Raw genomic sequence first — 14,856 nt, 5'->3', positions numbered from 1 at the left:
TGCCGTTTGTGACGCTCTGCGTCACAGATCTGAGCCGCTGCGCACATTCAGGATCGGACGCGGAGCGTCCAGAACTGCATGCCGACGCAGAGCGTCGGCACGATAGCCAGCAATGAGCGTCACAAATCCGTGCCGCGCAGATCACTCATGGTGCGTAAGGCAATTCTCGCTTGTGCTGGGTCTTGGCGTAGGTTTCGCAAATGATCCGGAAGGCTTCCTCGCGTACCGGCTCGCCGTGCAGGAAGGCGTCGATCTCGGCGTAGGTCACGCCGTGCGAGGCTTCGTCCGGTTTGCCAGGTGACAGGTCTTCCAGGTCCGCAGTCGGCACTTTCTCGACCAGTGATTCAGGTGCGCCGAAATGGCGGGCGATGGCGCGTACCTGGTTTTTCACCAGGCCGCTCAACGGTGCCAGGTCGCAGGCGCCGTCGCCGAACTTGGTGAAGAAACCCATCACCGCTTCGGCCGCGTGATCGGTGCCGATCACCAGCCCCTGGTACGCCCCGGCGACGGTGTACTGCGCGACCATGCGCATGCGTGCTTTGGTGTTGCCGAGCACGAAATCCACCGAGGTCGCCGGGAGTCCGTCGAACGCCTTCACCTCGGCGGCCAGTGCTTTGACGCTGCTGCCGATGTTGATGGTATGGCGCTCGTCCGGCTCGATGAAGTCGACAGAGGCCTGGGCTTCGTGCTCATCGGCCTGCACCACGTAAGGCAGGCGCACTGCGATGAAGCGGTAGGCGTTGTCCCCCGTGCTTTCACGTAGCTCCTTGACCGCACGCTGGGCGAGCAAACCCGCCGTCAGCGAGTCGACCCCGCCGCTGATGCCGAGCACCAGGGTCTTGAGCCGTGCGTTCTGCAAGCACTCCTTGATGAAGTTGACGCGGCGGGCGACCTCGGCCTGCAGCGCGTTCTGGTCCGCGAAAGGTGGCTGGACCTTGAGCTGTTCAGCAATCTGGCGCTGTACGGCGTGCATGATTCACTCCTCGTAGATAGGACAATTCAAGCGGGTTTTTCCGGGCTAGGCAAATTAGGCACCTTGAACACATGCCGCAGGTAGGCGACAAAGTTCGGGTCCTTGCACTGCGTCTTGCCGGGCTCGTCAGAGATTTTCGCCACGGCCTGACCGGCGCACGCCGTCATTTTCAATACCATGTTCATCGGCGCAATGCCGGGGATGTCGGCCGTCAGGTTGGTGCCGATCCCGAAGCTGACATTGATGCGTCCGCGCAGTGCGCGAAAGATATCGAGCGCCTTGGGCAGGTTCAGCCCATCGGAAAACACCAGGGTCTTGCTCATCGGATCGATACCGAGCTTCTGGTAATGCGAGATGCATTTTTCGGCCCACTTCACCGGATCGCCCGAATCATGGCGCAAACCGTCGAACAGCTTGGCGAAGTACAGATCGAAGTCGTTCAGGAAGGCATCGGTGGTGATGCAGTCGGTCAGCGCGATCCCCAGCAGGCCGCGATATTCGCGGACCCAGCAATCGAGCGCGGCAATCTGACTGTCGATCAGGCGCGGTCCCAGCTGCTGATGCGCCATGATCCATTCATGGGCCATCGTGCCAAGCGGCTTCAGATCGAGCTGGCGCGCCAGATGCACATTGCTGGTGCCGACGAACTGACCTGGGAAGTCGTTTTTCAGGACGCCAAGCATTTCTTCCTGCACGCGGTAGGAAAACCGCCGGCGCGTGCCGAAGTCTGCCACTTTCAGCTCGGCCAGTTCGTCCGTCGTGGCATGCGTGGTCAGCCACTCGAACTTGTCATACAGACGATTCCGCGCCTGACTGAGCAGGGTGTCCGGGTAACGATGCCGGTTGCGCACTTCGCTGACGATGGCCAGCAGCGGCACTTCAAACAGAATGACGTGCAGCCACGGTCCGTGCAGGCGAATGCACAGTTCGTCATTCTCGATGGTGGTTTTCACGTAGCGGGTATTGAAGCGGAACAGCCCGAGAAAGCGCAGGAAATCCGGTTTGATGAAGGTGATGCGCTCCAGAAAAGCCAGGTGTTCGGGGCTCAGCGACAGCTCGCACAGCAGCTCGATCTGGTGCTTGATTTCATCCAGATAGGGGCGAAGGTCCTCCCCGTTGCGGCAACGAAACTCCCACTCGACGTCCACGTTCGGGTAGTTGTGCAGGACGGCCTGCATCATGGTCAGCTTGTAGAAATCGGTATCGAGCAGGCTTTGCACGATGCGATTGGAAAAGGCGCTCTCGCTCATTGAATCAGGCTCTCCAGAGCAGCCGGATAAAGTGGGGCGCGTGACTTCCTGTCTGTCACCATGGAAGGCTCACGGCCGGATGGGTGTGCATTGTCGCCCTTAAGCGGGGGGTTGATCCAACTGTTCCAGCATCCACTGTAGAAAAACCCGGATTTTGGGCACGTCGGCGGTGTGTTCCGGATAGGACAGGTAGTAGGCGCTGTTAGTGCTGGGTAATGCGTAATCCCAGGCAATCACCAGTTTGCCCTCGGCCAGTTCCTCCTCGACCAGAAAGCGTGGCAGCAGCGCAACACCGCAGCCGACCTGGGCCGCGCGGATGCACATATAGAAGGTTTCAAAGCGTGGCCCGTGATAGCTGTGGTCGGTGTGATAGCCCTGGCTTTCGAACCATTCATGCCACGCTTCGGGGCGGAAGGCATTCTGCAGCAGGACCAGCTCGCTCAGTTGCGTCGGGTCGCCGAGCGGCTCGTCGGGCAGGCTTTCGGGGGCGCACACCGGCACCAGTTCCTCGCCGAACAACTTCACGCTTTCTGCACCGGGCATGGCGGCCTGGCCGAAATAGAACGACACGTCGCAGCGGCCCTTGATCAGGTCATCGGATTCCTGTTCGTTGATCAGGTCCAGGTGAATGTGCGGGTGACGCAAGCGCCAGCCCTTGAGGCGCGGCACCAGCCAGCGGGCGCCGAATGTCGACGGGGTGGAGACCCGCAGCACCTCGGTTTCCCCGCCGTAGGAGCGCAGGAAGTGGGTGGACATCTCGATCTGGGTCAGGATCTTGCGCACTTCGGCCAGATACAGCGCCCCGGCCGGGGTCAGTTGCAGACGTCGGCGCACGCGCTGAAACAGCAGGTGCTGAACCAGCTCTTCGAGTTGCGCGACCTGCTTGCTGACAGCGCTCTGGGTCAGGTTGAGTTCTTCTGCTGCGCGCGTGAAGCTCAGGTGCCGGGTCACTGCCTCAAAGCATTGCAATGCGGCTATCGAGGGCAGATGACGTTTGTTCAGCATGATGACTTCTCTGTTTGCGGCGCGAAGGGGCTGGCGTAAGCAATATGAATTATCGGAATGATATCTCGCTTAAAGGTCGTTTGTCGGGCGTATGCAGGGACGTTATTACCGGCGTCGCGTGACGCGCGTTTCAGAATCTGACGATGGCTGCGGCAGGCCGCGTTTAATCCGCTAGCCTCAAATGGTGCGTCTCGTAGCGTTCGCGCACCGGGCGTGTGCAATTCGGTGACGTGAGCTGTTACAGGTGGGTTGCCCATCATGGCATGTGCTGGTTGCTACTCGAGTGCGCACGGGTTGCTCTTTTTTCTTCCGAGGTTGCACCTTGCGCGCTCGAAGCAACCAGAGTGCCCTGTTGCGCGGCCTTGCATGATGGATCGACACGAAAAACGCGACATCTCCTTCAACTAAAAAGCGATGGCACGCGCCTTGCTCTGAGCAACTCTGTATCTGTTCGATCATGAAAGTGCCAACTAAAAAAATATCCTCAGGAGCACCACTTATGTCGCATACGTTTTACAGGAAAGGTTTTCTGGCAATTGCAGTGGCTACTGCATTGGGCGTGTCTTCGTTTGCACAGGCGGACGTGAAAATCGGCGTAGCGGGCCCGATGACCGGCGCGAATGCGTCGTTTGGTCAGCAATACATGAAGGGCGCGCAGGCAGCAGCCGACGCGATCAATGCGGCAGGTGGTGTCAACGGGGAGAAAATCGTACTGGTCGCGGGCGATGACGCCTGTGAGCCCAAGCAGGCCGTGGCGGTTGCCAACCGCCTGGTGGATCAGGACAAGGTGATTGGCGTGGTCGGACACTTCTGTTCATCGTCGACCATTCCGGCTTCGGATATCTACAGCGATGCAGGTGTGATTGCCATCACGCCAGGCTCGACCAACCCGACCGTGACCGAGCGAGGCATGAAAGAAATGTTCCGCATGTGCGGTCGTGACGATCAGCAGGGTATCGTTGCCGGTGACTACATCGTCGACGTGCTCAAAGGCAAGAAAGTCGCTGTTATCAACGACAAGGACACTTACGGCAAGGGCCTCGCTGACGCAACGGCCAAGCAACTGACCGCGCGGGGCGTCAAGCCGATCCTCGAAGAGGGTCTGACCCGTGGCGAGAAAGATTTCAGTGCGCTGGTGACGAAGATTCGCTCGGTAGGCGCTGACGTCGTGTACTTCGGCGGTCTGCACCCGGAAGCCGGTCCGCTGGTTCGGCAGATGCGCGAGCAGGGCCTCAAGGACGTCAAGTTCATGTCCGATGATGGCGTCGTGACCGACGAACTGGTCACCACTGCGGGTGGCGCACAGTACGTCGATGGCGTGTACATGACCTTCGGCGCTGACCCGCGCGCATTGCCAGACAGCAAGGCTGTCGTGGAACAGTTCCGCAAGGCCGGTTACGAGCCTGAAGGTTACACCCTGTACGCTTACGCTTCGGTACAGGCCCTGGCGGCCGGGTTCAACGGCGCCAAGTCCAACAAGGGTGACGCAGCCGCCGTCTGGCTCAAGGCCAACCCGGTCAAGACTGTCATGGGTGAAAAAGCCTGGGATGCCAAGGGTGACCTGAAAGTCTCCGACTACGTGGTTTACCAGTGGGACGCCGCCGGCAAATACAAGCAACTCGAAAAACAGAAGTGAGATAGACCTCGCGTCGGCCCTGCGCGTCAGGCGCTGACCCGATGATGGGCTCGCCCAAGAGCGAGCCTGCATCTCTTTTAGCGTTTTCGGACCTGTCGGTCATGCCTCACGAGGGTGTGACTGGCGGGGTGCTGAGCTGCCTTTTTGTGTGAGTGTGCGTGATGGATGGAATCTTCCTGCAACAAATGGTCAACGGACTCACTCTCGGGTCTGTCTACGGCCTCATCGCCATCGGTTATACGATGGTCTACGGCATCATCGGCATGATCAACTTCGCCCATGGCGACGTGTACATGATTTCCGCCTACCTGGCCGCCATCGGCCTCGCGGTTCTGTCTTTCTTCGGCGTGGAATCCTTTCCATTCCTGATTCTCGGTACGCTGATCTTCACCATTGTGGTCACTGGCGTTTACGGCTTCGTCATCGAGCGTGTGGCGTACAAGCCACTGCGCAACTCGACCCGTCTGGCGCCGCTGATCAGCGCCATCGGCATTTCCCTGATCCTGCAGAACTACGCACAGATCAGCCAGGGCGCGCGCCAGCAAGGCGTGCCGACGCTGCTCGAAGGTGCGTGGCGCTTTGAAGTCGGCAGCGGCTTCGTGCAGATCACCTACACCAAGATCTTCATCCTCATTGCCGCCTTCGTCGGCATGGGCGTGCTGACCTACATCATCAAGTACACCAAGCTGGGCCGCATGTGCCGGGCCACGCAGCAAGACCGCAAGATGGCCTCGATCCTCGGCATCAACACCGACCGGGTCATTTCCTATGTGTTCATCATCGGCGCTGCCATGGCTGCGCTGGCCGGTGTGCTGATCACCATGAATTACGGCACGTTCGACTTCTATGCCGGCTTCATCATCGGCATCAAGGCGTTTACTGCGGCCGTTCTGGGCGGGATCGGTTCGTTACCGGGTGCCATGCTGGGCGGTTTGATCCTGGGGGTTGCCGAGTCGCAGTTCTCCGGTCTGATCAACTCCGATTACAAAGACGTGTTCAGTTTCGGCCTGCTGGTGCTGATTCTGATCTTCCGTCCCCAAGGCCTGCTGGGTCGCCCACTCGTGGCGAAGGTATAAGTATGTCCGCTCCTGTTGCTGTTCCAGTTTCCAAACCTGTTGAAATCAAGAAGAGTCTGATAGACGCCGTGGTCGCCGGGTTGCTGGCGCTGATCGTGTTCGGCCCCATCGTCGGGATCGTGCTCGATGGCTACAGCTTCAACCTGCAGCCGACCCGCGTGGCCTGGCTGGTGGGCGTGGTCATGATCGGTCGCTTTTTGATCAGTCTGTTTCTGCAAACACCCAGAGGCCTGCGTGTTTCCCAGAGCTTCGAAAGCTCCGACTCCGGCGTGCATGTGCTCAAACCGGATCATCGATCACGCTTGTACTGGATCATTCCGCTGCTGATCGTGATTGCCATCGTGTTCCCGATCTTCGCCAACAAGTACATTCTGACCGTGGTCATTCTCGGTCTGATCTACGTGCTGCTCGGCCTGGGTCTGAACATTGTGGTCGGTCTGGCGGGGCTGCTCGACCTTGGCTACGTGGCGTTTTACGCCATCGGTGCTTATGGTCTGGCGCTGGGCTATCAGTATCTGGGCCTGGGCTTCTGGTCGGCGTTACCGCTGGCGGCGATTGCGGCGGCGCTGGCCGGATGCATTCTCGGCTTCCCGGTGTTGCGCATGCATGGTGACTATCTGGCCATCGTGACCCTCGGGTTCGGCGAGATCATTCGCCTGGTGCTGAACAACTGGCTGTCGTTCACCGGCGGCCCGAATGGTGTGCCGGTGCCCGCGCCCACCTTCCTCGGGCTGGAGTTCGGCCGACGCGCCAAGGATGGCGGGGTGCCGATTCATGAATATTTCGGCTTCGATTACAACCCGGACCTGAAATTCATCTTCATCTACGCCGTGCTGTTCCTGGTCGTGCTGGCGGTGTTGTTCATCAAGCACCGCCTGACGCGCATGCCGATCGGGCGTGCCTGGGAAGCCTTGCGCGAGGACGAGATCGCCTGTCGTTCGATGGGCCTCAATCACGTGCTTGTCAAGCTGTCGGCGTTCACGATTGGCGCATCGACAGCAGGCCTTGCAGGGGTGTTTTTTGCCAGCTACCAGGGCTTCGTCAACCCGACCTCATTCACCTTTTTCGAGTCGGCGCTGATTCTGGCGATTGTGGTGCTGGGCGGCATGGGCTCGACCGTCGGTGTGGTGATCGCCGCGTTCGTGCTGACCGTTGCGCCTGAACTGCTGCGCAGCTTCTCCGAGTACCGCGTGCTGCTGTTCGGGATTCTGATGGTGCTGATGATGATCTGGCGACCACGCGGCCTGATTCGCATCAGCCGCACCGGGGTGAAACCGCGCAAAGGCGCGCTGGTGAAAGAGGGGGCTGCGCGATGAGCACTGAAGTGATTCTCTCCGTCGAGCACCTGATGATGCACTTTGGCGGCATCAAGGCCCTCAGCGACGTCAGCCTCAAGGTCCGTCGCAATTCGATTTTCGCCCTGATCGGCCCCAACGGTGCAGGCAAGACCACGGTCTTCAACTGCCTGACCGGTTTCTACAAGGCCACTGGCGGACGCATTGAGCTGCATACCCGTGGCAAGACCACCAACGTGATCAGGCTGTTGGGCGAGCCGTTCCAGGCGACTGACTTCGTGTCGCCGAAAAGCTTCCTCAGCCGGGTGTACTACAAAATGTTCGGCGGCACCCATCTGGTCAACAGGGCAGGGCTGGCGCGCACGTTCCAGAACATTCGCCTGTTCAAGGAAATGTCGGTGGTCGAAAACCTGCTGGTCGCCCAGCACATGTGGGTCAACCGCAGCCTGATCAGCGGGATTCTGAATACCAGGGGCTATCGCAAGGCCGAAGAGGACGCGCTGAATACCGCGTTCTACTGGCTGGAGGTGGTCGATCTGGTGGACTGCGCCAACCGTCTGGCTGGCGAGTTGTCCTACGGGCAGCAACGCCGTCTGGAGATTGCGCGAGCCATGTGCACGCGGCCGCAGGTGATCTGCCTGGATGAGCCTGCTGCCGGCCTCAACCCGCAGGAAACCGAGGCACTCAGCGGCATGATTCGTCTGCTGCGTGACGAGCACGACATGACCATCGTGCTGATCGAGCACGACATGGGCATGGTCATGGGGATTTCCGACGATATTGTGGTGCTCGACCATGGCAACGTGATAGCGATGGGCGGGCCGGAACAGATCCGTAACGATCCTAAGGTGATCGCCGCGTATCTGGGCGCTGATGAAGAGGAGCTGGTATGAGCAAGCCGATCCTCGAACTGAAAGAGATCGATGTGTTTTACGGGCCGATTCAGGCCCTGAAGAAAGTCTCGCTGCACATCAATGAGGGCGAAACGGTGAGCCTGATCGGCTCCAACGGCGCGGGCAAGTCCACGCTGCTGATGTCGATCTTCGGTCAGCCGCGCGCGGCCAGTGGGCAGATCATCTATCAGGGCACCGACATCACCCAGAAGTCCTCGCATTACATCGCCTCCAACGGCATTGCGCAGTCGCCGGAAGGGCGGCGGGTCTTTCCCGACATGTCGGTCGAGGAAAACCTGATGATGGGCACCATTCCGATTGGCGACAAGCATTCGGCCGAAGACATGCAGCGCATGTTCGAGCTGTTCCCCAGGCTCAAGGAACGTCGCAATCAGCGCGCCATGACCATGTCCGGAGGCGAGCAGCAAATGCTCGCCATCGCCCGCGCGCTGATGAGTCGTCCGAAGCTGCTGTTGCTCGATGAGCCAAGCCTGGGCCTGGCACCGATCATCGTCAAACAGATCTTTTCGACCCTGCGTGAACTGGCAGCCACGGGCATGACGATATTCCTGGTCGAGCAGAACGCCAACCATGCGCTCAAGCTGTCTGACCGGGCCTATGTCATGGTCAATGGCGAGATTCGACTGTCCGGCACCGGGAAGGAATTGCTGGTAAATGAAGAGGTAAGGAACGCTTATCTGGGCGGGCACTGAATTCGTCAAAACCCTGCCGTTTTCTTCGCGCGCCCCGGATGCTCAAACATCCGGGGCGCGGTCTATGGAATTGTGGAAAACAATTTTGGCGCGTCTTATAAGTGCGACATAAAACCGCTGCAAATGATTGTTTTGTCACCGTTTTGACTTGTTCAGGTTTACTGTGGAACTGGCTGTTAATAACTTGGGAGTATTTGCCTACAGCCCTTTATGCATAAGGCCTGTAGAAGAGTGGTTAAATTTCGTACAGAGGTTTTCGGCCAACTTTACGGGGCGTTTGTCAACAGCGTAGAGGCTGGTCGTTCATACAGTTTTTTCAGGTTAACAGCCTGTGGATAAGTCTGTTAACAAGCCTTGGAAAGACTGCCCCGGACGTTATAGGGTCTGGGCTACAGGCCATCACCGTTTTCTGACGCTTGGCGACCTCTTGGTGGTGTCGGGCAAAGTCAAGGAAAAAACTTCGCCTGATACGCTGCAGGCCCCGAAACACGTGACGTGCAGCGTCACTGACTTGCCCCCAGAGATTGTGGGTCTGACTGTGGATAAGGTGGGCAAAAGTGTCTGTGAGGCCCGTGGCGCAAGGCTTGCTTCGGGTTGGTTGTTTTTTGTACAAATACACTCGGTTGTTGCATCGATGTCCCGCTGACGGGCATTCTGCTGCCCTTGCCAGAAACTTATTAACAGGCAGCGCTGTTTTTGCGCCATGTCAGGAGAATGAAATGACTTCCACTGTATTCATCACGGGCGCCACTTCCGGTTTTGGCGAGGCGTGTGCCCGCCGTTTCGCCGAGGCAGGCTGGTCGCTGGTGCTGACCGGTCGACGCAAGGACCGTCTGGATGCCTTGAGCGCCGAGCTTTCGAAGCAGACCAAGGTGCATACGCTGGTGCTGGATGTGCGTGACCGCAAGGCGATGGAGAGCGGCATCGCAGGTTTGCCTGAAGAGTTCGGCAGCATTCGCGGGCTGATCAACAATGCCGGCCTGGCGCTGGGAATCGATCCTGCGCCCAAGTGCGATCTGGATGACTGGGACACCATGATCGACACCAACGTCAAAGGTCTGGTGTACACCACGCGTCTGCTGCTGCCACGCCTGATCGCGCATGGTCGCGGCGCGAGCATCGTCAACCTGGGTTCGGTCGCCGGTAACTATCCGTATCCAGGCGGCAACGTCTACGGTGGCACCAAGGCCTTTGTCGGGCAGTTCTCGCTGAACCTGCGCAACGACCTGATCGGCACCGGCGTGCGCGTCACCAACCTTGAGCCGGGGCTGTGCGAGAGCGAGTTTTCGCTGGTACGTTTCGGCGGTGATCAGGCCAAGTACGACGCCACCTACGCAGGTGCCGAGCCGATTCAGCCTCAGGACATCGCCGACACCATCTTCTGGATCATGAACACGCCCGCCCACGTCAACATCAACAGCCTGGAACTGATGCCAGTCAGCCAGACCTGGGCCGGCTTTGCGATTGATCGCAACCGCGGTTGATTGACGTGCTGATCGGGCCGCGCAGCTTTGGCCCGATCAGCTGTCTGCCGGCGTTGGCGGCGGGAATGCGCTGACGAAGCGGTTTTCGACGAAATCCGCCAGGCCGATGTAGCAGGTGGCCAAGTGGTAGGGCGTGGTCGACGGCATGTCGCTGCGGCTGACCCTGCCATCGGGCTCGACGCACTCGTTCCAGCCCTTGGCATGCAGAAAGCGCTGCTCGAAGGCCGACAACTGCTGAGTCAAGGCCAGCTCGCAGTCCGGGCGCAGGGCCATGGCCCGCAGGTATTCCGCCTGGGCCCAGATACGCTGGGTTGCATCGCGTACCGTACCATCGAGCGTCAGCATCGCCGTCACAGCCCCGCTGTGTGGATCGACACCCTGCGCCTGGGCGTAGGCGAACGCGCGGGTCATGGATTCATGCAGCTCGCGCCCGTGCAGTTCCGGCGACGATTGCAGCAGGAAGAACCATTCGAATTGATGACCTGGCTCGTACCAGTTATCCACAGCGCCCAGAGGCTTCTCCAGCATCACGCCGGTTGCCGTATCGACGAAACGGCGCTGCATGTGGATAACCAGCGCGTCCAGTGCCGCCTGCGTGGCAGGGTCGGCACGCACCGACAGGGTGGCCAGAAAGGCCTCTGCCAGATGCATCAAGGGGTTTTGCAGCGGGCCGGTGCCCAACACCGACCAGTCTTCATCGAGCTGCGCCTCGTACAGCCCGTCGTCGTCGGCAAAGCGTTCTGCCACAACGTTGAGCGCTGCGTTGAGCACCGACTCTGCCAGCGGGTCCTGCACTTTCGCCCAGTAATGCGCGCAGGCAAAAATAATGAAGGCGTGGGTGTAGAGGTCCTTGCGGCGATCCAGCGGCTTGCCCTGTGGGTCGATGCTGTAGAACCAGCCGCCATGCTCGGCATCGTGGAAGTGCTGTTGCAGAGAACGGAACAATTCACCGGCCCGCGCCCGTGCATCTGGCACTTGTGCGTGATCGATGAGGCTGGAAAACAGAAACAGCTGACGCGCACAGGCCATGGCGCGATAGCGTTGCGGCGGCAACGGTTGATCGCCGGCGTCGAGTGCTTCGTAGGGCAATGCCAGTTGCGCGTTCCAGCCAGGACCCTGCCACAGCGGAACGACGACCTGCATGAAGTGCTGCTGCAAGGCGGCGAACAACGAGGTCAATTCAGGCGTGGAGGCGGAACGGGTCACATGAGGCATCGGCTGGCATCGCGGCAGTGTCGAGGTGCGCAGCATGTTATCAGGATTGCTGCACCAAGACGGGTGATGATCGTTCCTCACGCCAGGCGCGTGAGGAACCTCTGGCAGTCAGCCAATCAGCGCCAGTCGCTCGTTGATCGCGGCTTCGATCCCTTGGGCATCCAGGCCGCACTCGGTGAGCATCTGCGCAGGCTTGGCGTGCTCGACGTAGACATCCGGCAGCCCCAGGTGCAATACCGACTTGAGGATATTGGCGCGTGCCAGGAACTCGCTGACCGCAGCACCGGCACCGCCCATGACGGCGTTTTCTTCCAGTGTGACCAGCAACTCGTGATTGGCGGCAGCTTCGCTCACCAAGGCTTCGTCCAGTGGTTTGACGAAGCGCATGTCGATCACTGTTGCGTCGAGCTTCTCGGCCACCACCAACGCCTCGGCCAGTTGCACGCCGAACGCCAGTATCGCAACGCCCTGGCCCTGACGCCGCACAACGCCCTTGCCGATCTCGACCGGTTCAAGATTGGCCTCGATCACCGCATTAGGGCCGGTGCCGCGTGGGTAGCGCACTGCCGCAGGGCCGGTATGCAGGTAACCGGTGCTGAGCAGCTTGCGCAGTTCGTTTTCATCGCTCGGCGTCATCACCAGCATGCCAGGGATGCAGCGCAGGTAGGAGAGGTCGAAGCTGCCTGCGTGAGTCGGGCCGTCTTCGCCTACCAGTCCGGCGCGGTCGATGGCGAACAGCACGTCGAGGTTCTGTACCGCGACGTCGTGGATCAGCTGATCGTAACCACGCTGCAGGAAGGTCGAATAGATCGCCACCACCGGCTTGCTGCCTTCGCAGGCCATACCGGCAGCCAGGGTCACTGCGTGTTGTTCGGCGATGGCCACGTCGAAGTAACGCTCGGGGAAGCGTTCGCTGAACGCGACCAGGTCCGAACCTTCCTTCATCGCGGGCGTGATGCCGACCAGCCGTGCGTCAGCGTCGGCCATGTCACAGATCCACTGGCCGAATACGCCGGAGTATTTCGGTGCGCTGATCTTTTTCTGCGCGGCAGGCGCATTCAGCGGCTCGAGCTTGGTGATGGCGTGATAGCCGATCGGATCGACTTCGGCCGGCTCGAAACCCTTGCCCTTCTTGGTCACCACATGCAGAAACTGCGGGCCTTTCAGGTCACGCATGTTGCGCAGGGTGGCGATCAGGGTCGGCAGGTCGTGGCCGTCGATAGGACCGATGTAGTTCCAGCCCAGCTCTTCGAAGAGCGTGCCCGGGACCAGCATGCCTTTGGCGTACTCTTCGGTGCGCCGCGCGATTTCCCAGGCGCCGGGAAGGCGCGAAAGCACCTTTTTGCTGCCTTCACGCATGCTGCTGTAGGTGCGGCTGGAAAGAATCTTGGCCAGGTAATTCGACAGCCCGCCGACATTGCGCGAGATCGACATGTCGTTGTCGTTGAGGATCACCAGCATGTCGGCGGCCACTTCCGGCGCGTGGTTCAGCGCTTCGAAGGCCATACCGGCAGTCAGCGCTCCGTCGCCGATCACGGCAATCGATTTGCGCTCGCTGCCCTGCAGGCGCGAGCCAATCGCCATGCCCAGCGCGGCGCTGATCGAGGTGCTGGAGTGCCCGACACCAAAGGTGTCGTACTCGCTTTCGCTGCGACGCGGAAAGGCCGCAACCCCGTCCTTCTGGCGCAGGGTGGACATGCGCGCGCGACGGCCGGTGAGGATCTTGTGCGGATAGGCTTGATGACCCACGTCCCACACCAGACGGTCGTCCGGGGTGTCGAAAACGTAATGCAGCGCGATGGTCAGCTCGATGACCCCGAGACCGGCACCAAAATGCCCTCCGGTCTGGCCAACGGAATACAGCAATTCCAGGCGCAGCTCATCGGCCAGGGTTTCCAGCTCGGCTTCGCCCAGACGGCGCAGGCCGTGCGGGGTATCGGCTCGGTCGAGCAACGGCGTGACCGGGCGCTCGCGGGGGATCTCTTTGAACGTCGTGGGCATCAGGCGAATCGTTATAAGTAAAAGAGGCGGCAGTTTACCTTATGCATCGTACGCTGCCCATGAAGTGAGTCGGCGGATGATCTGCCGACTGACATGTGTAATGACTGAGACCACGATAAAGCGTGGTTGATTCAGCGGATTTTCCGGTTCGGGTGACAGTTGTCAGTGGCGACGTTCGACGATATAGCGCGCCAGCTGGCGCAATGGCTCTGCGGCGGCATCGAACGGGCTCAGCGCCTGCAGCGCCTGATCACGCAGTTCCAGTGCGTAGTGTTTGGCCGCTTCCAGGCCCAGCAGCGCCGGGTAGGTCGGCTTGTCGCGGGCGATGTCGGCACCCTGGCGCTTGCCGAGGGTCGCGGTATCGCTTTCGACATCGAGAATGTCGTCCTGAACCTGAAAAGCCAGGCCGATTGCACGCGCGTAGACCTGCAGAGCATCGAGCCGCGGCTGATCGGCGTGACCGCTGGCCAGTGCGCCCAGCCGGACGCTGGCTTCGATCAATGCACCGGTCTTGTGGCGATGCATGTATTCCAGCGCGGCCTGATCGAGCTTCAGCCCCACTGAACCCAGATCGATAGCCTGACCACCCACCATGCCTGCCGGTCCGGCCGCATTCGCGAGGGCGGTAACCATCTGCAGACGCGTCTCGGCATCGCGTGACGTCAGGTGGGGGGCGAGCAGGGCCGTGAAGGCCAGGCTTTGCAGGCCGTCACCGGCGAGGATTGCGCAGGCTTCATCGAAGGCCTTGTGCGTGGTCGGCTGGCCGCGACGCAGGTCGTCGTCGTCCATTGCCGGCAAATCGTCATGTACCAGCGAGTAGGCGTGAATCAGTTCAACGGCACAGGCGGCGCCGTTGGCATCCTCGGCTACACCGCCCAGTGCTTCGCAGGCGGCATACGCGAGCAGCGGGCGCACGCGCTTGCCGCCGTTCATCACGCTGTAGCGCATGGCTTCGTAGAGGCGTTCGAGCTCAGGGCCCGGAGCCTTGAACAGCCCGTCGAGTGCTGCGTTGACGCGAGTCTGGCTTTGCGCTTGATAGCTCGCGATCATTCGGGGAGTTCCGCATCGTCGAACGGCTCTTCGCTCAGCTCGCCATCGCGTTCCAGCAGCACCTGAACCTTCTGCTCGGCCTGGGTGAGGGCGCTCTGGCAGTCGCGGGTCAGGCGTACACCTTGCTCGAAGGCGGTCAGGGAGTCTTCCAGCGACAACTCGCCATTCTCCAGCCGCTCTACCAGCGCTTGCAGGTCAGCGAGTGACTGTTCGAAATCCAGTGCAGCTTTCTTGCGGGCCATGGGGGCATTTCCGGTAGAGGTTA

General features: G+C 60.4%; 13 protein-coding genes. 6 read left to right on the top strand and 7 right to left on the bottom strand.

Going from position 1 to position 14,856, the window contains the following annotated elements:
- Window positions 1–145: 145 nt before the first annotated feature.
- From nadE to JOE34_RS03295, 3 genes are all read right to left on the bottom strand, one after another.
- Window positions 146–973 carry an ammonia-dependent NAD(+) synthetase gene (gene nadE, locus JOE34_RS03305; RefSeq protein ID WP_010407724.1) on the bottom strand — a complete coding sequence of 276 codons (828 nt, stop codon included), beginning with the start codon at window positions 971–973 and terminating at the stop codon, window positions 146–148.
- A gap of 26 nt (window positions 974–999) precedes the next feature.
- On the bottom strand, window positions 1,000–2,223 hold the full coding sequence (pncB, locus tag JOE34_RS03300; protein ID WP_003393514.1) for a nicotinate phosphoribosyltransferase: 1,224 nt from the start codon (window positions 2,221–2,223) through the stop codon (window positions 1,000–1,002).
- Window positions 2,224–2,322: 99 nt separating this feature from the next.
- Window positions 2,323–3,228: a LysR substrate-binding domain-containing protein gene (locus JOE34_RS03295; RefSeq protein WP_003393513.1), complete on the bottom strand. Its 906-nt coding sequence runs from the start codon at window positions 3,226–3,228 to the stop codon at window positions 2,323–2,325.
- Between the two features lie 499 nt (window positions 3,229–3,727).
- Between JOE34_RS03295 and JOE34_RS03290 the strand changes: the two genes are divergently transcribed.
- From JOE34_RS03290 to JOE34_RS03265, 6 genes are all read left to right on the top strand, one after another.
- On the top strand, window positions 3,728–4,864 hold the full coding sequence (locus tag JOE34_RS03290) for a branched-chain amino acid ABC transporter substrate-binding protein (RefSeq protein ID WP_004393977.1): 1,137 nt from the start codon (window positions 3,728–3,730) through the stop codon (window positions 4,862–4,864).
- Between the two features lie 161 nt (window positions 4,865–5,025).
- A complete protein-coding gene (locus JOE34_RS03285) occupies window positions 5,026–5,940 on the top strand; it encodes a branched-chain amino acid ABC transporter permease (protein WP_003317221.1) in 915 nt (304 codons plus the stop codon).
- Between the two features lie 2 nt (window positions 5,941–5,942).
- Window positions 5,943–7,256, top strand: a complete 1,314-nt coding sequence (livM, locus tag JOE34_RS03280; protein ID WP_209995110.1) for a high-affinity branched-chain amino acid ABC transporter permease LivM — start codon at window positions 5,943–5,945, stop codon at window positions 7,254–7,256.
- The gene (locus JOE34_RS03275; protein ID WP_003317225.1) at window positions 7,253–8,128 is read left to right on the top strand and encodes an ATP-binding cassette domain-containing protein; all 876 of its coding nucleotides are present in this window, start codon (window positions 7,253–7,255) and stop codon (window positions 8,126–8,128) included. Before livM ends, JOE34_RS03275 begins: the two co-directional genes overlap by 4 nt.
- Window positions 8,125–8,841, top strand: a complete 717-nt coding sequence (locus JOE34_RS03270) for an ABC transporter ATP-binding protein (RefSeq protein ID WP_003317226.1) — start codon at window positions 8,125–8,127, stop codon at window positions 8,839–8,841. Before JOE34_RS03275 ends, JOE34_RS03270 begins: the two co-directional genes overlap by 4 nt.
- Before the next feature lie 719 nt (window positions 8,842–9,560).
- A complete protein-coding gene (locus JOE34_RS03265) occupies window positions 9,561–10,325 on the top strand; it encodes an SDR family oxidoreductase (RefSeq protein WP_003317227.1) in 765 nt (254 codons plus the stop codon).
- 36 nt (window positions 10,326–10,361) lie between these two features.
- Here the strand turns inward: JOE34_RS03265 and JOE34_RS03260 are convergent, their stop codons facing one another.
- From JOE34_RS03260 to JOE34_RS03245, 4 genes are all read right to left on the bottom strand, one after another.
- On the bottom strand, window positions 10,362–11,576 hold the full coding sequence (locus JOE34_RS03260) for an AGE family epimerase/isomerase (protein WP_209995109.1): 1,215 nt from the start codon (window positions 11,574–11,576) through the stop codon (window positions 10,362–10,364).
- A gap of 72 nt (window positions 11,577–11,648) precedes the next feature.
- On the bottom strand, window positions 11,649–13,541 hold the full coding sequence (dxs, locus tag JOE34_RS03255) for a 1-deoxy-D-xylulose-5-phosphate synthase (RefSeq protein ID WP_209995108.1): 1,893 nt from the start codon (window positions 13,539–13,541) through the stop codon (window positions 11,649–11,651).
- Window positions 13,542–13,703: 162 nt separating this feature from the next.
- Window positions 13,704–14,591 (bottom strand): farnesyl diphosphate synthase, encoded by an 888-nt coding sequence (locus JOE34_RS03250; protein ID WP_024665259.1) that lies wholly within the window; start codon window positions 14,589–14,591, stop codon window positions 13,704–13,706.
- Window positions 14,588–14,833 carry an exodeoxyribonuclease VII small subunit gene (locus JOE34_RS03245; RefSeq protein WP_002551852.1) on the bottom strand — a complete coding sequence of 82 codons (246 nt, stop codon included), beginning with the start codon at window positions 14,831–14,833 and terminating at the stop codon, window positions 14,588–14,590. The genes JOE34_RS03250 and JOE34_RS03245 overlap by 4 nt, the downstream gene beginning before the upstream one ends.
- Window positions 14,834–14,856 lie beyond the last annotated feature (23 nt).

The organism is Pseudomonas sp. PvP028 (assembly GCF_017832255.1).
Lineage (GTDB): Bacteria > Pseudomonadota > Gammaproteobacteria > Pseudomonadales > Pseudomonadaceae > Aquipseudomonas > Aquipseudomonas syringae.
This window is presented reverse-complemented; position numbering and strand designations above follow the sequence as displayed.